The following is a 20,691-nucleotide window of genomic DNA, read 5'->3' on the forward strand; positions in this document are numbered from 1 at the left end:
TGTTTCAATCCTTGTTTTAATGGATGTATCTCTTAAATAACACTTTTTCACAAAAACATTGCAATTGCTCAATTTTGAAACTTTTTTGACGAATATAAAATTTGTCAAATTTTATATTTTTAAGCCATAAAATAAAATTTTTATTTATTTTTCAATGTAGGAACAACAGCTTCAAACCTTGTAATTTCAACCTTTACGAAATATAATTTTAAAATCTCAAATATTTTTATAGAAACAAAACTTTTTATTGATAATAATATTTTTTACATTTACATTTTAATTTATCAGCAATTTTAATTACCTTTATTGTTCATATATACCTAATGACAAGTAATATTTTACCATATAAAACATCAACAATCAATCACAAAAACTGCCATGGCTGATTGTGCCATGGCGTTCCTTATCCCTCAACTACTAAAACTTCTTTTCCTTCAAATGCAATTCCTAGCTCTATTATATTTTTTATGCCTATATCTAATAATTCCTGCTTGTAATTTTTTTCTTTTATCTGCTTTAATGCATTTTTTGCAGCTATATCTAAAGTTTCTTTATCATCTTTATCTACTTTCTTAAATTCAATTATTATCCCTAATTTACTTTTATCTCTTGGAATTAAAGCTACATCATATCTTCCATATCCACTTTCTCTATTTGACTTTACTTGATAATCATCACAAAGCGCTACAAGCATGCCAAGTACAAAAGCGTGATATACCTTTTCACTTTCTTTTGCTGTATCAAAGTAACTAATACTGTTTAACACAAATTCTTTTAATATTTTTCCAAACGTTTTTATATCTCCATTTATCAAGCTCTTTAACATAACATCAAATTTATCATTATTTATACTTTCACTAAACCAAGACATAATTATTTCTTCATATAAATAATTTACTTCTGCGTTTGGAATTTTTAGATTACAATAAACCCTACCTCTCTTAAATTCTTCTTTAACTACTTTTAAATATCCACTAAAAAGCAAAAAACTCCATACATTTTCACTACCTTTATCTATATCATGAATAACTATATCCTCATTTATAGTTTTTACTATATCTTTTCCTTTTATTAAATCTTCCAATTCTATTTTTATTTTTTCTCCTGATTTTGCAAGCACATTCTTAATCAAATCATTACTGCTCGTATTCACCCAATAAGGTCTAAATCCTTTTTCATGATTTTTTACATAATTTAGTATTGACCATGGATTGTATATTACATTTTCCCCAAATATATATCCATTATACCATTTTCTAACTTCATCCATTTCAAACTCTATATTATACTGCTTTAATATTTCTTCTACTTCACCTTCTAAAAAACCAAACTTATCACTATAGTGATTTTTTAATATTGTACAAACCTCTAAATTGTTTAGTCCCGAAAATATACTTTCTTTCGCTACTCTTAATATTCCAGTAAGCACTCCCTTTTGCAAATACTCATTATCTTTAAGAGCACCACTCAAAAAATTTCTTATAAATTCTATTATTTCTTTATAGTATCCACTTAAATATCCACTTTGTATTGGTGTATCATATTCATCTATTAACACAATTGTTTTTTGATTATAATATTCGCTTAAAAACTTGCTTAAATTTTTAAGACTTGTTTCATACTGTCCTTGAGAAGCTTCCATAGATAGTATTTTCTTAAAATAAGTTTCTTCTATACCTTTTAAATGATTATCTAGTAGATATTTGTGTTTATAATATTCAATAGATATAATTTCTTTCATTTTTTCATAACACTTTTGAAAATTTCCATCTTTTATATCTTTAAATGTCAGATATATAACTGGGTATTTTCCCTGCATATCCATTATATCTTCATACTTATTTATATTTAAATTCTCAAATAAATACTTATTATCTTCATCTCTTTTTTCAAAAAAATACTTAAGCATACTCATATTAAGTGTTTTCCCAAAACGCCTAGGTCTTGGAAGAAGTATTACCTTTGCTCCGTCATCTATTATTTCTTTTACAAACAAACTTTTATCTACATAATAATAATTTTCAGTTATTAACTCTTTAAAATCACTTACTCCTATCGGTACTTTCTTCATGAATTTCTCTCCTCTAATTTAAGGTTATTACCTATTATATCATAACCTATCATCATTAATCCATTTCTCAAAATCAATCCTTGTTTTAATGGATGTATCTCTTAAATTTAATAATCTCATTTATATTTTTTACATTTACATTTTAATTTATCAACAATTTTAATTACCTTTATTGTTCATATACACATAATAATAAGTAATATTTTACCATATAAAATATCAATAATCAATCTCAAAACTGCCATGGCAGTTTTTTCTTAAAAAAAAGCAAGTAAAGTATATTTTTTACTTGCTTTTTTCATTAATCATAAAATAATAATTTGTCCAAACCCTCGCTCACTTTTATATCCTACTCCACTATAAAATGAAAATTTCAAAAGGATATAAGCTATTTTTTTTATTTTCTGCTCTATATCTTTAAAATCTAACGTTATCTCTCCTGTAAAACCTTGTACTTTGCATCTTTTTAATGAAATAATTCTTTTATTTATATTTTCTAATTTTATATTTATATTTTTTAATTCTTCTAAACAAGATTTATCTATTTTATAATCACTGTATTTATTAAACTTTTTTAACAAATTGTTAAACAAAATTTCTGAATTTATTTCATCATAAAATTTGCTCCCTATTTTGAAAAAAGTTGGAGTTATAAATTTTATTTTTAAAATATCGTCTAAATCATTATTATTAAATATACAATCTATATGCTCCTTATTAAAACTTCCTGCCCATTTACTTTGTTGTCCAGATATTAATATATCCTTCACTAAAAAAATAGAGTTTTCTATTTGTATATTTTCTTTTAGAATTTTCTTTTTAAAAAATATAGAACTAAGTAGAGCAAATAAATTTTTATTTAGTGTTGTTACTCTAAAAAAATAAATTTTACCTTTTTCTATATCTAGTTTATATCTACCATATCCTAAAAAAGTCGATACAGTAAATGCCTTCAAAAAATCATACTCATTTTTTTGTTTAATTATTTCAATTATGCTTTTATATATTTGTTCAGCTACATTATTTATTTGAGTACCTTCTAATGCTTTTATTTTTACTAAAAAACTATTAAACAAACTTTATCACTGCCCATCCTAAAGGATAAATTGCTTCAACTAAGCTTCTTGAATTAATATCAATCTTATTTGTATTCACTAGATTAAATGTCGTACTGTCAAACCCTATTCCTTTTCCAATTCTTATTAAAGCTTCACTATCTTTATCTAAGTCATCGTGTATTTTTTTCAATTTTTCATAAACTTCAAGAGTTTCATTGTATTTAGCTTTATTTTCATAAAATTCTATTTCATTATCTATTACATCTAATGATTTAAGATTAAGTGCATCTAAAATATCAAATTTTGTTATTTCTTTTTTTACTTTTCCTTTATTGTAATATCCTTTAAAAAGATTTAAATTAATATTAAATTTTATTTCATCATTTGTTGATAAAACAGATTTTGTACATAAATTATAAGAAGACATTCTTTTTTCAAATATATATTTCTTTTGATTATATGTATATACATTTATATTGTATACTTTTAAGATATTTTCTAATAAATCTGAATCTGAAATTTTTACTGATTTAAAAGGATCATCAAAAGCATTAGTTTTTTGTAAAATATCCTTTTCGTAAATATTTGATTTACTCTTTTTATTTTTTTTATCATTATTATCAATTATCTCTTTTATTCCTTTATTATTTTTAATAACCTTATAATCAAATTTTTTATTACAATCCCCTAAATCATATAAATATGCACTTTTTATAGCCCCTTTTAATGTACTCGCTGGTATGTATGCTTTGTTATTTATATTTACAAAATCATTTACTATAAATGAATTTTCTTCATTTGAATTTTTAGCTCCTTGTATTTTTTTATCGTAATTATATATAAATTCATTTGATGCTTCTATTTTAATTTCATATCCTAAGCTTTCATTATATATCTGAGTTATATATGTTCTAAGTTCTATTAAACTTTTTTGTGCATATTCATTAAATTTATTCTTTTGCTCTTCTCCTAAATTATCATATAAATCCATAGCATTGAATTTATACAAATATCCATTTTTAACTATATATTCATAAGGAAATATCTCTTGTCCATTTCCTATATGTATAGGAGTTATAGGGGTAAGTGTTATTTTATAATTTTCAATCATTACAATTTCACCCCCAAAGTAAATGGTATCATACACTGAACTACATTATCATCATAATACAATCCACTTAACATTCTTCCTTTAATCTCATCTGCTTTTCCTCTAAATACAGAGCCTGGGCTGTAGCATACAAAAGGTTTTTTAAACACATTTTCCCTATTTGAATATAACCCTGATACCTTTGCTCTTTTAGTTATTATATTAGAACTTATAACTCCCTCAAAATCACCATTTTTAGGAATATAATTAGATAAAATCACAAATCCATTTCCACTAAAATTATTTTCAAACAAGTCTTTTCTTTCTTTAAAATATACCGTTTCAAAATGTCCTTTTCCTGAACTCGCTTTTTTGCCAAATCCCGTAAGTTGTATATAATCTAAATATTTCTTAAGTTTATCAATATCAAAATCATCTCTTACTTTTATATATATTGATAACGTAGAATTATAAAAAGTTTCTATGTTATTAAATACTCCAGAACCATATTCTTGTTCAGATGAATTTGTAATTCTATTTATTCTATTTTTAGTTACATTTACAGTTTTAATCAAATCAGAATACTGTTTTATATTGTATTTTTTAATATATTCTTCTTTACTTTTAAAAAATAGTTCTAATTTCCTCTTAAAGTTAGGCTCTATTTTTTCCATTGTAATTGGACACCTTATATTTTGCACTAATTCTTTGTATATTGTTTTTAATTTCTTACCTTCTCTTATTTCATTAAAAACATCTATATTTACATATTCAATATCTTCAATCTGTTTTAATAGTTTTGTTAATTTTATTTTTACAGCTTTAGAATCTTTAGCCAGTTTATTATTATCAGCATTATTTATATAAGATGTTTTTATAAAAGGCAGATAATTTGATAAAAATCCATTAGATACTATAAAAGGTGGGTTATAATTTTTAAATTCATTTAATATACTTTTTAAATAATTTTCTCCATCTAAATATCTTATAGCCCACATTATATGTCCCCATATAGTATCTGAATGAAGTTTTGTTAAAAAGGAGGATTTAGGATTTATTTTCCATTCATATACCGTGTATTTCAATGTATATCCCCCCTAGATATTTATATTTTCTATATCTATTTTTTGCCCATCAACATAAACTTCTAATTTAATATGTCCATTACCTCTTGATACTCCTCCCCCTATTCCATCTAATGATAAAAGTTTTAATCCTTTTAATACATTTTCAAAATTTTGTTCATCTAATTTTCCACCATCATCTAAATCAAATATTTTATACGACATTTCAAATTCAAACTCAATTCCTGCTGGAACTCTTTCTATATTTCTAAGATTAATAGGCTTTGAGGTTATTCTATTTATACTATTTTCATATTTCATTTCTGTATCTGTTCCTGTTTTTTTTCTAAGTTCTTCTAAGTCTTTTTTAGAATCATCAGTTAAATACGCATCCCTTACTATAAGTCTTGTTGGGCCACTTTGAGCCTCTTTACTATCTACTGCACTTCTTCCAAATATTGTACATACAGGACAATATTTTTCTTTACAACTATGTATAGCCCCATCATTTTCTACTTTCCCTAAATTCCATTCAGTTAAAGTTCTAAGTTTACCCTTTATAGAACTTCCTGGTATATAAGGCTCATTAGTAAATGGATTTCTTATTATAGGATTATCATTTCCTCCAATTTCTATATTAGCTGCATTTCCTCCTATCGCCATACCTGATAAAAGAATTATTTTTCCTTTTATTTGTTTTATACATTTAAGTTTCATAATATCACCCCTTATTATCTATTATTTCCTCCACCAAATCCATAAAAATATCCAATTATTGCTTCAAAGAATAATACAAAGTTTTCAAATGTATCCAAGCTTTTATTCTCTTTTATATAATCAACACTTTCATTTATAAAATCTCTAAATCCTTTAGTTATTTTAGACTTTAATCCATTATTTCTATACTTGTATTCAGCTTTTGATTTTAGCATTAGTATAAAAGGATAGTTTTTTTCAAATAATTCTTCACTTTCATTTATTCTACTTTTTATTGCTTTTACCTCATTAAAGAATGCTCTTAATTGAGAATTAGAAAGACCCTGATTATATAATTTTTTTGCAATATCTTGTGCTTCAGTTGTTATTAATTCTTCTCTTAAATTTCCTTTTTCATCTGTATATCCCTTTTCAACAAATTCAAATTTAATAGGCTCTTGTTTAGCACATTTTTTATTACCTTTTGAATTGTAACTCAATTTATTCCCCTCCTCTATTTTTTCTTACAGCATAATTTAAAACTATTTTCATGTATTTATATATAAAACTATTTTCATCAGGTATATTATCAAAATACTTTTTAAGTTTTGATATTTCTTCTTGTTTAAATATTATTTCTTCATCTTTTTTATAATTTTTTATTCCTAATTTATTTGCTATTTTAGGGATTAAATTTCTATATAGATCATAATTAAATTTCGATATATATAGAAGTTTAGATACATCTTCATAGTTTGAATTAACATATTCTTCAACCATATTAGTATAACTTAAAAGTCTATATATAAAGCTTTGAGAATATGTTTGATTTTGAAGATTTTTATAAATATATTCCCCTAAGTCAAATATTTCATTAAAATCTTCCCACTTTATAAATCTATCAAATATAACTATTCCATTTTTTCCTTCTTCTTTTGCTTTTTTTAATCCTTCATCTGCTTTTTTAAATACGTTCATTATAGCTTCTTTATTTTTCATAAAAGCAATTGATGCCGATAAAGTTATATCAGTATTATTAGACACAAACTCCTTAAATTTATCATTTATAAATTTAGCAGTAAATATAACTTCATTCCATGGCCCAATTAAAGTAAGGTCTGCCCCATTTGAATTTACAATATAATGATTGTGTAAATTTATTTTTACTTTTTCTTTTTCTAAATTTATAATTTCTAACCTAGATCTTGAGAATTTATTGTATATATAACTATTAAAAAAAGTATTAATCATTGTACTTAAATTAGATATTCTAGAAATAGAAGTATAATCAAATTTACTTTTTTCATCTTCTTCATAATCTGGTAAATTTTTAATATCTTCTTTACCAAATAATCCAACATCCATAAGAAGTTGTAAATTATCTAAATCTAACTTTAAAATTCCTAAATTTTTAACCCCTTGAGCTTGAGATGATATAGCCTCAAAGCTTTTAATGTCATTTTCATAATTAGTATCATCTTTTTTAGTATAAAATCTATATTCTTCTAAACTTTCATAAGTTGGAGCATAATTTGCATAAAATTCAAATCCACTAGGATAATTAGTCAGAATTTCAGTATCTTGTAAATTCATAACTATATAAGGAGATTTATCAATATTATCTAAATCATTTTTATCTTCTAAAAAAGCAACATATATATCATTAAATATTTTAATTTTTTTATTATAATTTATGTCTTCACTGTAATAAGCTATATATTTTGATTTTGTAACATATGTACCTATGTTTATTTCATTTTCACAAAATCTACATTTATCATTATTCTTAGGTTTAAAATATTTTTGACATATAGGGCATACTCCACCAATTTCAAAATCAAAAGATATTACAGGATTTTTTAGTATATTTTCTTTATATTTTTGATTAGAATTTTTTTGTAATTTATGATTAATCTCATCTACTATTTCTCTAAAATTTCTTAGTTTTTCTCCACAAACAGAAATAACTGTTAAATTAAAATAAATAGATGCTTCAAATTCATTAAACAAATAATCATTAATATCTCTTTTAATTTTTAATAATTTTTCTTTCACAGAATATGTTTTAGGAGCTAATATATAAAATCTATTTCCTGTATTTATAATGTTATTGGCAATAGTCAAATTAAGCTCTTTTATTATTTTATAAGAAATAGATTTTACTAATAAATTAGCAAAAAAAGATTTTCCTCTTAATCTTTTAGATGCATTTTTAGTTGTATTAACATCATTTATGTAATCTGATATTCCTTCAACATCACATCCAATAATCAAAAACTTATCTTCTTTATCATCTTTTGCACTTTTTTCATCTAAACTATTATTTTCTTTATGATATAAATAACTGCAAAGAGCTATTGCACTTGTTGTTTTTAGATGGTCAAATAAAGATATATCACATATATCTTTTGTTGTATCACTAGGTAGACACCATGTATATTTTCTAAGTATATAAAATAGCGTTTTAAAAAACATTTCAAAGTCATCTGTATTTAGCTTGTCTAATTCACTTATAAATTTATCTACTAATTCTTTAATTTCTTCTTGTGTATTTTTTTCAAAATTTTTAGGAAATACATTTTCATATTCTTTACATGAAAATTCTTTTAGCTTGTATTTAAAATTTTCATTATAAAATTTATTGTTGTTAATTTCTAGCTTATTAAACAAACTATCAAGTGGTTGTGCTTTAAAGTAAGAAGATTTATTTTCTCCATCTCTTCTTTCACTTGATGAATAATTATCTGCTCTTGATATTAAATACGCTAAAGTTCTTTGATATGTATTTTCTATACTATTCACTCTAAATTGTTCTTCTATTGTATGATGTTCATGATGTTTTTGAACCAGTAATGTAAGAAGTTCATTTTCCTTTAAAATATTTTTTTCTTTAAGTAATTTTAAAAAGTCAACTGATAATTGTTGATGTTTTTTATTCGGAAGATATCTTTTTCCCATATAATCATCACATCTATTTAAAAGCTTTCCTACATCATGTAAAAGACCAGCTAAAGCTATTATATAATTTTCATTATTTATATTTAGCATAATACACCTCCCCTAATTAGATATGACTGTTCCATATCCTATTGATTTTCTTTTTCCTATTCCCATATAATCTGGTATTTTTACATTGCATACAAAATCTCCTTTAAATCCTATAAGTTCTGTATCCTTCATTATAATCTTTATTGGTTTAAAATCTCCCTTTGCTATAATTTTTTTATTTACTTTTATCCCTAAATCCTTAAAGTTAGATAATATGTTATTTTGTATCTGCTTATTTAAATCAAATTCACCTTTTTTAAATTTTAAGTAATTATTTTGATTAAGCGCTAGCCATGGCGTTATAAATTTATATGAAAATAATTCATCAACAACTTCAAATTCTTTATTATCTATAATAATTTGTGTTCTAAAATTTTTAATTATTTTACCTTCTATATCAATTTCTTTCACATTTATGCAGTTATTTTTTATAAATTCAGCACCTTGCTCTATCCCAAATATAGCTAATTTTTTATCTATAAGCTTATATTGTATTTTAGGCATTTTATAATTAAATTCAAAAGTACTTATATGATTATGTACCATTATTTCATCTCTAAAAGTATTTGCTATATATCCTCTTAATTTTTCTACATCTCGTGTTCTAAAATTTTCATCTGTTTCAAATTTTATTAAACATATCTGCAAAATAAATGCTCCTTTCTGGAACTTTATCCATTTTATTACACAAACACTTTTATTATACTACTTTTTTCAAAAAAATAAAACAGCTATATAGCAACATATGGCTGTTCTATAAAATCACATAAATCTATTACTAGATTTTTTTACAGTTCCAAATCCTTGAGATACAGATTTACCCATACCTAAAAACTGTGGAATATTAAAATTAACTTTAAAATTGCCTTTAAATCCTTTCATTTTCACATTTTTAAAATTAACGTTACATTCTTTTAAATCAATTGATACATATATTTTTTTATCTACTTTATATTTTAGACTTTTAGACATTGATAATATATTTCCTATTAGTATTTTCTTTAAAAATTCCTCTTTCTGCATTTCATTCATTTTTTCATATTTCATAAAATTACTTTGATTTAAAGCTAGCCATGGCGTTATAAAGCTATACTTTATATAATTTTCAGTTATTCCAAACTCAATACTTTCTTTTATTATCTTTTTTTGATATGTATAAATTTCATCTTGATTTATAACAATTTTATCCTCATTTAATCCAATACTTGCTATAAAATCTGCGCCTTCTAAAATTCCACATATTATAGGGTTATTGTCTATGACTTTATACTGAACTTTAGGGTATCTATAAATAAATTTATCATTATGGTGATTGTGCATAATAGATATATCATTATATTTATTAGCAAAATATCCTCTTACCTTTACTGCTTGATTTGGAGTTAAATTTAAATTTTCAAATTTTAAAAATGTATAGTCTAACTTCATAATTGCCTCCTAACAGATGGACATGTTTGTGATTTTTATTCCTCTATTTTCATCATAGTAGCATTTATCTAAAATTCTCATTCCTTTTTTATTATTGCAATTATCATTTATATTTTTTAAGTCTTTTTTAGGTACTGATATTTTATATTTATTTAAAGTCCTCCAAGCATTTAGTATATCTTGATATTCTCCTTTTCCTTCTAAGATTATATCTATACAGTTTTGAGTTTCTTTATTGTAATTTATAATTATATCTTCCTTTGGAATATCGTCTTTTATAAGTTCAAATTCTTTTCTTATATTATTAAATTCAAGTTTTTCTATATATTTATATATTTTGTTAGATGCATCATTACTTTTTATATTGTCTACTGCTTTGAAATATTCTTCATTTATATCTAAAATTTCATTTTCATTTATAATTTGTCTACCTTGCAGTATCTTTTTAGTTACATCTAATAAAGAATTAGAATATATATATGAGCAAAAAGGTCTTTCATTTTCATCAATTAAATAAAACAGCCTTAATATTCCTTTTCCTTTAATTGCATTTCTATTTGCTCTACCTCCAGTTTGATTTATTGAATCCATAGTTGTAAAATCTCTATAAACTATATCAAAGTCTATATCAACTCCAGCTTCTATAATTTGAGTTGATACAAGTATATACTTTTCATCACTATTTTTTATTTCATTTATTATTCCAAGTCTTCTTTGTGGATGTATTGCTGTTGATAAATATAATACTTTTCTATCTTCTATTGTTTTTAATTCATCTAAAACATATAATGATGATTTTATTGTGTTTAAAACTATTAAAAAACTTTTATCACTTTGAGGATATATATCTTCTTTTAAAATTTCACAAAATGTATCTATATTTATAGGATTATCTATATAATTTTCTATTTGTATCCTATCTAACTGTTTAAATATTTCTTTATTACTCTTTACAAGTTCTATTCCTTGTAAAAATAATGGTTTTGTTGCTGTAACAGTTATAATGTAGCAATTAAATTTTTTACATAAAATATCAAATATTTTTTCTATTATTTTATAATATTTAGGATCTATTGCCTGTACTTCATCCAATATAATTATACTTCCTGATAATTTGTGAAATCTATTTACTATAGAGTTTTTACCTGATTTAAATATTGTATTAAAAAGTTGTACAAATGTGGTAGTTATTATAGTACTTTGCCAATTTTCTACACAAAATCTAGCATCATAATTTCTATATTCTCTTTCTTCATCTAAAGTGTTATCTTTATATTCAAGTGGTGTCATAGAGTGATGTTTTAGTATAAAGCTTTCAAATGTCTTAAGATTATTTTCTTTTAAAATATTTTCAAGAACTTCATAATTTTGATCTATAACACTTGTAAATGGTATTGTATAAATTATACTTGGAATTATGTTTTTATTACTTTCATTATATATTCTTTGAAATAATCTAAAAGAAGCTCCATAAGCTGCAAGGGTTTTTGATGTTCCTGTTGGTACATTTATTGAAAATATATGATTTTTGTTTATATCTATATTGTCTATACTATTTAATACTTCTTCATATATTTGATTTCTTATTTTAAATAATTTTGTATCTTTTATATTTGGGTATTTTTGCACTAATTCTTTTTTTATTTTTTGTTGATATTTTTTTACATAACCATCATACACATCTGTTTTATTTTCATAGGCACTACCTTTTCTTATTAATTGTGTTTTATCAGCAGTTAATAAAAGTGAGTATATATAATGTGTATTTATGTAATCCTCTATCTCAAATTCCATATCATAAAAATCATCAATAGGTCCTTCTAAAAAGTCTTCATTTTGTATAAGCTCAAAAAAGTCAGATACGTCTTTTTTATAAATATTATTTAGTTCTTCTATATTTTCTTTTATTGAATTACTAATTTTTATAAGTTGCTTTTTATTATATTCAAATAAGCTTGTTGAAGGTTCTAAATTTCCATGATGTCTTTTAATACACATAAACCCTATAAACTTCCATTTTTTAGGTAACATATAATATGCAAAATATGCTGATATTTCTCCATGGCATTTTAATCTACCATTATACTCTCCTTTTAAATAATCTTGAAAATATTTACTTGCTTTTCCAAAGTCATGGCACATACATATAATTTCTATAATTTCATCAAGTTCTTTATTTTTGCCATGGGTTTTATGAGTTTTTAAAGCAATATCTCTAACTTGAGTTAAGTGGTCAACTAGTAGCTGACCACTTTTATTTTCATTTATATGGGACATAATTTTAAAAGAAAAAGACATTATATTCACCAACTTTTTTAAATAAAGTTTTGTTTTTTATGTTTATTATATTATTTGGAGAAAATACTATATTTTCATATTCTATATATTCTCTTTCTTTGTTATTTTTAGTAGGTATCCTGTCAACATAAAATTCAAATTCATTATCAAAATCAAACTCTATATAGTCTTTAGGAACTAATGTATGAGTATAATTTTCTTCAATATTTTCAATATCCACTGTTTTTTCATATTCTAATTTTGCTATATGTTCACTGCATCCTAAATATGGGGTAAACACATATTCTTTAGATTTTAATATATTTTCTATTTGATTTAATTTTTCCTCACCTGTGCTTAAAAATATTCTATATTTAACATCTCTTAAAAACTGTATTCTTGATATAAATGTAGGAGATTTTTTATTAGTAGTTACTTGAGGTATTAAATTGAAAGACTGTGTATCTTTATATACCTTATTTAAAACTTGAATACCTATTTTAATGTCATTACTATATTCATATAAATCCTTATAATCTATTCCAACTACTGCTCCTATAAGTCCTCTTACAGCCACAGGATGTATAGTTGAAAATGTAAGTGCTGATGTTGTAGTGTGTGGACATCTAAAGCGTGCAAATGAACTTTTTGCTGTAAATATTAGGCTTTTCATATGACCACCCTCTTAAATGTCAAAAACATTAAATTCTTCATTTATATTAAGAAGTTCTACCTTTGGATGTTTGTATATATTAATTTTCTTTATTATATCTTTTTTTCTTTCATAATAATCTAATAAAGGTTTTAAATCAAAGCTAAATTCTTCTATACTTCTTATTTCAAGATCTTGTTTTTTCTTTTTAACATCTATATAATCTAGTTCTCCATCTATATAATTCTTATTATATATAACTTCTACTAAAAGTCTTGGCATTTGATTTTTAGATGTACTTTTATAATTTCTAATTCCACTTATTAATACATCTTTAAATTCTTCTAAGTCGTCTTCACTTACATCTATATTTTGTCTTTTAGCAATCATATCGTTATATACCATATAAGTTTTAAAAAGTGCATAAGGTGTATAATATTTTGACCAAGTAGTTCCCTGTTTCGCTTCTGATTTTGAACCTGTAAAAACAGAAGTCCCTTGTGCAAATACTATATCACATTCATGAAGGCTTTTACTCCATACTATTTGAAGTGGTCCATGTATATTAAATTTAGGTTCTGTTATTACTGCACCAAATAATTTCACATCTTTATATTCTTGTTTTAATTTATCTTCTAATTGATCTTTTTTTATTTTTTCATCCTTTATTACCTTAGCTGCTACCCCTTTACAATCTATAAATAATCCTTTATCATTTTTAGTAGGCTTTACAAATACCTTTTCTCCTTTTGCATCTAATTCATCTCTTACATACCTTTTTATTCTTACATCTGACATTTCAAGTTGATATGTTCTTTCATCTTGTCTTGGTCTGTTATCATTTATCATATCACCATTTGGATTAGACATTGTTGCATCTGAATATAATAAGTATTCTCTAGTATCTGCCATTTTTACTCAACCTCACTTTCATTTTTTTCTTTTTCAAAATATGAGTCTTTTCCCCATGCAAATATGTACTTAGCTTCATCTTGTGAAATCTTATTTTCTTTATTAGCCATTAAAAGTTTAGCTTCACTTATCATATTTTTAAGATAGTTACTTTCAACTTTATATTTTTCTATTTTATCTGTTAATAAATTTGAAAAGTATATAAAATCGTTAAAATCAAATCTTCTAGCGAATAAAAAGTTTTTTTCTAAGGAAGTTTTGCTATTTTCTTCATTTAATTTGGTTTTTATTTGATAAATCATATTACTGTATGCTCTTCCCAAAATAAACCATGCTTTTTTTTCATTACTGTCAAAATAATTTATATTATCATCAAATAATTGTTCATAGCTTGAATATGTTTTCAATACATTCCACCCCTTTTCTAAGCAGCTACATTCACATAAAAAATTATATATTTTATTTATATTTTTAATACAAGCAAACTTTTTGTGATTACCTCTTACATAGTTATGCTTATATACCTGCATTACTCTTTTAAAAAATAAATTTCTATCTATTTTCGTTCCTTTAAATATTGATGATAGTATTTTAAGCTCTTCTTTATCTGTTGTTTTTAACTCATTCCCTGAAACTTTAACTGATGAACAATATTTAATTACTGAATATAAGCTGAATTTTCCTTTATCATCAATATCATCATATTTATCTAATAATTTTGATATTTTACTAAATCTTGAAGGAAGTATATCTACTATGGAATGATTTATTCCAAAGAATTGATTGTTTTGTTCGTAAAAAATCATATCTGTTAAAGACTGAGTTTCAGATAATCTTCTTACTACTTGCCTTTCTTTACTTGATATACTTTTTAAAAGTTTTTCAGTTCCTTTGTCATCTTCAAAATCTCTTTCATATACTTTTGCAACTTTTTTATTATAGTTGTGAGGTAAAAACATTACACTCTTTTTAAGCCAATAAGTTATAAGATTATCTTCTATATATTTTTTTCCAACAATCAGATTTTCAAGACAATCCTTACATATTACTATTCCATTTTTATCTTTAGAATCTATATTAGAGTAAATACCTTTATCATTTGTGTAAAATTTATAAACTGCACTATTAAAACATTTTCCTTCACTGGAGCATAAATGACATTTGTTATTTCCTTTTACTTCATTAAATGTTGTTGAGTACATTGTATTCATAAATTTATTTTCAAATAGTTCTCTAGGGGTTTTATTATTTATATTTACAATAAAAAAAGTGTTTTTATCATTTTCTTTTAAGTAATTTTCTATTATATTTTTTATTTCTTCTTCTTTTTCTTTTATCTCGCAAAATTTACAAATTTTTTTCACACTAGATTCTTTATAGTAATCTAATCTAATACCCCCTCCCAAAAGTCCATTACCAGCTTGATAAAAAAGTGCATCTTTTACTACATCTTCATAAAAATCTTTTAATCTCTCAACTGTAATCCCATCTTTTTTAGTATCTATATTTATAGGAAGGATGTATTTAATATCTTTTGAATTTATTTTTTTTACCATAAAATCTAGCATATCTATATCGTCTTTATTTTCTCTTACGTATTTTCCTATATTTTTTATATGCTCAATCATATTTTTACCTCCTTTCTCTATTTTTTATATTTTTTTACATTATCTTTTATTATTTCTACGTTTTATTTTTAATTCCTTCTTTATTTAATACAAATGTTTGAATAACAACAATCTATACATCTAGATTTATATTTTGTAGCCTTAGGAAAATACCCTTGTAAAACATCTAAGTATTCTTTAATTGTATTTTTTAGTGTATCTTTTGATTTATCCGTAATTTCAATTTCTTTTACTATATGTCCATTCCTACAATAAACTAAATATCCTTTATTAACTATAGAACCATACATTTCTTCTATCATGAGTGCATACATAATAATTTGTGTTTTATACGTATCATATATTTTATCATTATATTCAGCAAATTTATAATCGAGAGGTGCCATGGTTTTATCTTCTAAGGTTAATACTTCGTCTACTATTCCCTTTATTCCTAATTTTTCTGATATTAACGGAACATTTATTTCCTTTTTTATTACATTTAGTTTTGTTCTCAAATAATCTTTATTTTCTTTTTGCTTTTTTTCATGAATACTTCTTCCTAATTGAACTTTAAATCTTTTTTCTTCATATTGACTTATACCTAAACATTTCATAAAATATATAAATCTTTTACAATATAAAAATTCTATAATTTGCGAAGGTGTTATATAATAAATGTTTTCGTTAAAAAAACTTTGAGATAAGTTCATCTGTTACCAACTCCTTATCAAAAGCTTGTCCTATAAGACCTGCTTTTTTAAGTTCTGATTTACTCATAGGAAATATATATACTGAATCTTTATCTAAATCTACCATATCTTCTGCTTTAAGTTTTAATTCATCTAATGTGTTATTATCAATATCTCCTAAAAATACGCTTTTTTGAACTCTATAAAGACCTATATTTTTGCAGTGTTTGACTATATTTCTTCTAATCTTGTTACTTGTAATATCATATATAACCCATATAAGCAATTATACAGCCTCCTCTTTTAGTATTCTATTTGCTATATTATGACAATCATACTGAATAATATTTTGAAATTCTATATTTCTACCTTTGTATTTAATTTTCTTTTGAAGATATTCATTATACTCTCCTATTAAAAGTTTTTTTCCTTCTTGATTTAAATAAAAACCTCCATTTTCTACCTCGTCAAAAAATGCTTTTTTAACTTTCTTAGTTGAAAATAATTTAAATACTATTTCATCTATATAACCTCTATACATTTCTATAAGATCAAATACTAACGCTTTTTTATTATAATTATCGGTGTGCATTATACCTATATACGGATCAAGTCCTGATAATATACAGGCTTTTTCTACATTAGAATACATTATTCCATATCCATAATTTAACATGGCATTAAATTCATCTTTAGCAGGATTTTTACTTCTTCCACTGAATTTATATTCTGTTGGAATTAATTTACTTAATACGCCAAAGTATATACGACTTGCATTTCCTTCATATCCTTGAATAGTATCTCTAACTTGCTCTATATATTTAGCTTTAGGTATATTATTTATATTTTTAATTTGAGTATTTATTTTTTCAACAGCTTCTTTTATGATATCTTTTCTATTGTCTCTTCTATTTACAGATAACTTATTTAAATGAGATATTTGATTTTGCATTTTTTGTGTTATCCACTCTTTTACTAATTCTAAGCCCATAGCATTATCTTGTAGAAATAATTGTTTTCTTCTTATAGTGCTTATGCTCCCTAGTTTTGAATGCCATACCCTTGCAAGTGGTTTTCCCGTGCTTTTTAAAAATACTATATCTATATTGTTTTCAATAGCAAGTTCTATTGCATCGGTAGTTAATGCGCTTCTTGTTGTCATTATTATCTGCTCTACTTTTCTAGCAGAGTATTGTTGTTTGATTTTATCATTTTTTACTTGAAAGCATTCTCCAACTTTAGATACATATGTTCCAGGTGTATTTATTATCAATTTCATTTAAATACCTCCTTTTTTGTTTATTTATTTACATTATGATTAATTTTATGGATATTTATTCCATTATTTATTGTGAATTTGTATTTAAATACAAAAAGCAAGCAAAGAATATTCTTTGCTTCAGGAGTAAGAAGGGGAAGTTTCAATCCTTGTTTTAATGGATGTATCTCTTAAATCCTCTCCAGCTGTAAGTATTGCCTTAGGTACTAAGTTTCAATCCTTGTTTTAATGGATGTATCTCTTAAATCCTCTCCAGCTGTAAGTATTGCCTTAGGTACTAAGTTTCAATCCTTGTTTTAATGGATGTATCTCTTAAATAAGAAGCATATTCAAGGTGGAAAAATGGAAATGATTTTGGTTTCAATCCTTGTTTTAATGGATGTATCTCTTAAATTTCTCTATATTTTAATTATAAACGTTTTTAAGCGTTTAGTTTCAATCCTTGTTTTAATGGATGTATCTCTTAAATAAATTTAGGAACTTCATTTCCATTTGGTAATGGAATGTTTCAATCCTTGTTTTAATGGATGTATCTCTTAAATATGTCATGATATTACCTCCTTGAATTAATAAAAATAGTTTCAATCCTTGTTTTAATGGATGTATCTCTTAAATCCACAGAGAGGTAGGTGATATAAGAACGTATGATAGTTTCAATCCTTGTTTTAATGGATGTATCTCTTAAATAGGTGATTTTATCAACGACAAGGAATTAAGAAGATACTGTTTCAATCCTTGTTTTAATGGATGTATCTCTTAAATAAACAAATAATCAAAAGCTATTACAATAAACGCAAGTTTCAATCCTTGTTTTAATGGATGTATCTCTTAAATAGCCCTTTTTTGCAAATATATTGAAATAACTTATTCTTAAACTTTTTTTGACGGATATAAAATTTGTCAAAATTCATTTTTTTAAGTCATAAAATAAAATTTTTATTTGTTTTTCACAGTAGTAACAACAGCTACAACTATTGAAATAACCATATTTTAAAACTATTACCCCAAATTTATAAATATTTTTATAGGAACAAAAATAACTTGAATTTTTATATTTATATTTTTGACATTAAATTGTTAATTTATAAATATTTTCAATTACCTTTATTGTATATATGTTCCTATAAATCAAGTAATATTTTACCATATAGTTCCTTTATAAGCAATTATAAAGTTTCCTGCTTTAGCTTCAAATATATAAAAATAATTTATTTCATCAATGTATTTCATACTTTTTTAACCATTTCACTTCTTTCCATATTAAAATGAGATTTTCTTCTCTCACTTTTATTTCATACCATTGATCTTTTATAAATTTAAATTTTTAATATTTTTTAATTTTTTAGGGTATACCATATAATACTTTTGCTCCAAAACTTAATATTCCTCAATAGTCATTTTTTATCTCCTTATATGACTTTATTTATTGGTTTTTTCTTTATATAATTTAATAATTTCATCAATTGTATCTATAGGAAGTGTTTCGCATAGTATTTTGGCTACAGCTCTTGCAGCTCTATTATCAAACTCTTCTTCATTTTCTTTAGTTGGATAATTAACTGTTATATTAAACTCATAAACTCTTGCAGCCAATTTTTTACCTCCTCATTAATTTTGTATTACTAAAACTTATGAGTTTTTAAATTTGTCCTATGCCTTAAATCACTTCCACCCTTTTGACACTTTCGCATCAAACTCTTTTTGTATCTTAAAAGAACAACATCTTCATTTCATCGTGTTTCCTTTTTTGACACAAAGTCAATATATAGTTTTGAATAAAGTTCATTTTCGAAACCAAATATTTATTATAGACACATTTAGTATTAAACTATAATAAAGAAAGGGATTAACTTAACAAGATTTAGCAAATATATTAGGTGTAGGCAGGGCTACTATTGCTGGATATGAAACTAAAAGAAATCAGCCAGATTATGAAAAGTTAAAATTAATTGCTGATTATCTTAACGTTGCTGTAGATTATCTTTTAGGCAGAACTGATATACGATCTAAAATTGAAACTAAAGCTTATCATAATCTTGATGTAAACGGATTACCTAAAGATGCTATAAAACAAATAGAGGATTATATTGAACTTATCAAATTAAAATATAATCCTGATGAATCACTAAAGAAAAAAGATTAAGAATCCTTAAATTTAATAGGATTCTTTTTCATAATGTTCTAATTCTTCTGATGGATAAGCATTGGTCCAGTGATATGGTTGTAATTCCCTTAAAGGTACAAACTTTAAAGTATTATCTGAGGTAGTAACGCCAACCTTTACATCTTCACCCCAAAAACGCAGTCTCTCTTGACAAACACCACATGGTGTAAGAACCTTAAAAGGACTATTTTCATCGTCTCTAACAACACACAAGCAGTGGGTTACACGTACATTATATTTATGAGCTTCACACATTGCTCCTACTTCAATACATAAATCTACACTACTATTTGCTGTTTCAATTGAAACACTAGTAAAGTATTGTCCATCTTCAGCATGGATTATCGCCACCCCATCCCAGCCTTTGGGATATCTTTGAGGAATAAATTCAATAGCTCTGCGATACATTTCTTCTTCTATTATTCTGTCTTGTTCCATATACTACCTCCTATATTAATGTTATTTTTAATTCATAACGCTCTACTATTTTTCATATCTTTTTCCCATAGTTTTTTGTAAATACCTATATAAATACATTATAGCATGTATATGTAAATAATAACCAATTCAAATATTACAACATTATTTTTGCCATGGCGTATTTCAATTTATTAAAAAAGGAATCCCTTTAAAACTTTAGGATTCCTTAACAA

18 protein-coding genes, 1 pseudogene and 1 CRISPR repeat array are annotated in these 20,691 nt (G+C 24.2%); of the genes and pseudogenes, 1 reads left to right on the forward strand and 18 read right to left on the reverse strand.

Annotated features, from left to right (window positions below):
• Positions 1–403 precede the first annotated feature (403 nt).
• The 17 genes from BUA77_RS03280 to BUA77_RS13475 form a co-directional block, all read right to left on the reverse strand.
• Entirely contained in the window at positions 404–2,071 is a 1,668-nt protein-coding gene (locus tag BUA77_RS03280; RefSeq protein WP_072887278.1) for an AAA family ATPase, read from the reverse strand.
• Positions 2,072–2,376: 305 nt separating this feature from the next.
• Complete coding sequence (gene cas6, locus BUA77_RS03285) at positions 2,377–3,147, reverse strand: CRISPR system precrRNA processing endoribonuclease RAMP protein Cas6 (RefSeq protein ID WP_072887280.1); 771 nt, start codon at positions 3,145–3,147, stop codon at positions 2,377–2,379.
• Positions 3,140–4,240, reverse strand: a complete 1,101-nt coding sequence (gene csm5, locus BUA77_RS03290) for a type III-A CRISPR-associated RAMP protein Csm5 (RefSeq protein ID WP_072887282.1) — start codon at positions 4,238–4,240, stop codon at positions 3,140–3,142. The genes cas6 and csm5 overlap by 8 nt, the downstream gene beginning before the upstream one ends.
• Entirely contained in the window at positions 4,240–5,304 is a 1,065-nt protein-coding gene (gene csm4 / locus BUA77_RS03295; RefSeq protein ID WP_072887283.1) for a type III-A CRISPR-associated RAMP protein Csm4, read from the reverse strand. Before csm4 ends, csm5 begins: the two co-directional genes overlap by 1 nt.
• A gap of 12 nt (positions 5,305–5,316) precedes the next feature.
• Positions 5,317–6,000, reverse strand: a complete 684-nt coding sequence (gene csm3 / locus BUA77_RS03300) for a type III-A CRISPR-associated RAMP protein Csm3 (protein WP_072887285.1) — start codon at positions 5,998–6,000, stop codon at positions 5,317–5,319.
• Between the two features lie 14 nt (positions 6,001–6,014).
• Positions 6,015–6,479 carry a type III-A CRISPR-associated protein Csm2 gene (csm2, locus tag BUA77_RS03305; protein ID WP_072887287.1) on the reverse strand — a complete coding sequence of 155 codons (465 nt, stop codon included), beginning with the start codon at positions 6,477–6,479 and terminating at the stop codon, positions 6,015–6,017.
• Position 6,480: 1 nt separating this feature from the next.
• Positions 6,481–9,027: a type III-A CRISPR-associated protein Cas10/Csm1 gene (cas10, locus tag BUA77_RS03310; RefSeq protein WP_072887289.1), complete on the reverse strand. Its 2,547-nt coding sequence runs from the start codon at positions 9,025–9,027 to the stop codon at positions 6,481–6,483.
• 12 nt (positions 9,028–9,039) lie between these two features.
• Complete coding sequence (locus tag BUA77_RS03315) at positions 9,040–9,675, reverse strand: CRISPR-associated endonuclease Cas6 (RefSeq protein ID WP_072887291.1); 636 nt, start codon at positions 9,673–9,675, stop codon at positions 9,040–9,042.
• Between the two features lie 114 nt (positions 9,676–9,789).
• Positions 9,790–10,455, reverse strand: a complete 666-nt coding sequence (locus BUA77_RS03320; RefSeq protein WP_072887293.1) for a CRISPR-associated endonuclease Cas6 — start codon at positions 10,453–10,455, stop codon at positions 9,790–9,792.
• Positions 10,456–10,464: 9 nt separating this feature from the next.
• Positions 10,465–12,753 carry a CRISPR-associated endonuclease Cas3'' gene (locus tag BUA77_RS03325; protein ID WP_072887295.1) on the reverse strand — a complete coding sequence of 763 codons (2,289 nt, stop codon included), beginning with the start codon at positions 12,751–12,753 and terminating at the stop codon, positions 10,465–10,467.
• On the reverse strand, positions 12,737–13,405 hold the full coding sequence (gene cas5b / locus BUA77_RS03330; protein WP_072726264.1) for a type I-B CRISPR-associated protein Cas5b: 669 nt from the start codon (positions 13,403–13,405) through the stop codon (positions 12,737–12,739). The genes BUA77_RS03325 and cas5b overlap by 17 nt, the downstream gene beginning before the upstream one ends.
• Positions 13,406–13,417: 12 nt before the next feature.
• Entirely contained in the window at positions 13,418–14,296 is an 879-nt protein-coding gene (gene cas7b / locus BUA77_RS03335) for a type I-B CRISPR-associated protein Cas7/Csh2 (RefSeq protein WP_072887297.1), read from the reverse strand.
• 2 nt (positions 14,297–14,298) lie between these two features.
• Entirely contained in the window at positions 14,299–15,924 is a 1,626-nt protein-coding gene (locus BUA77_RS03340) for a TIGR02556 family CRISPR-associated protein (protein WP_072887299.1), read from the reverse strand.
• Positions 15,925–16,004: 80 nt separating this feature from the next.
• Positions 16,005–16,616 carry a CRISPR-associated protein Cas4 gene (gene cas4, locus BUA77_RS03345; protein ID WP_072887302.1) on the reverse strand — a complete coding sequence of 204 codons (612 nt, stop codon included), beginning with the start codon at positions 16,614–16,616 and terminating at the stop codon, positions 16,005–16,007.
• Entirely contained in the window at positions 16,591–16,881 is a 291-nt protein-coding gene (gene cas2, locus BUA77_RS03350; protein ID WP_072726256.1) for a CRISPR-associated endonuclease Cas2, read from the reverse strand. The genes cas4 and cas2 overlap by 26 nt, the downstream gene beginning before the upstream one ends.
• Positions 16,882–17,874, reverse strand: a complete 993-nt coding sequence (gene cas1 / locus BUA77_RS03355; protein ID WP_072887304.1) for a CRISPR-associated endonuclease Cas1 — start codon at positions 17,872–17,874, stop codon at positions 16,882–16,884.
• A 139-nt stretch (positions 17,875–18,013) separates the two neighbouring features.
• Positions 18,014–18,708: direct repeats of the CRISPR family, unit length 37 nt; unit sequence GTTTCAATCCTTGTTTTAATGGATGTATCTCTTAAAT.
• 585 nt (positions 18,709–19,293) lie between these two features.
• Complete coding sequence (locus BUA77_RS13475) at positions 19,294–19,467, reverse strand: 4-alpha-glucanotransferase (RefSeq protein WP_143151286.1); 174 nt, start codon at positions 19,465–19,467, stop codon at positions 19,294–19,296.
• 274 nt (positions 19,468–19,741) lie between these two features.
• On the opposite strand from BUA77_RS13475, the pseudogene BUA77_RS14795 reads away from it, so the two are divergent.
• Positions 19,742–20,017: pseudogene (locus BUA77_RS14795) on the forward strand (helix-turn-helix domain-containing protein); the annotation flags it as partial.
• A 12-nt stretch (positions 20,018–20,029) separates the two neighbouring features.
• Here BUA77_RS14795 and BUA77_RS03365 read toward each other — a convergent pair.
• Positions 20,030–20,476, reverse strand: coding sequence for a cytidine deaminase (locus BUA77_RS03365; RefSeq protein ID WP_072887306.1), 447 nt, complete (start codon positions 20,474–20,476; stop codon positions 20,030–20,032).
• Positions 20,477–20,691: the final 215 nt, after the last annotated feature.

The sequence above is a fragment of the Tepidibacter formicigenes DSM 15518 genome (genome assembly GCF_900142235.1).
Classification (GTDB): domain Bacteria; phylum Bacillota; class Clostridia; order Peptostreptococcales; family Peptostreptococcaceae; genus Tepidibacter; species Tepidibacter formicigenes.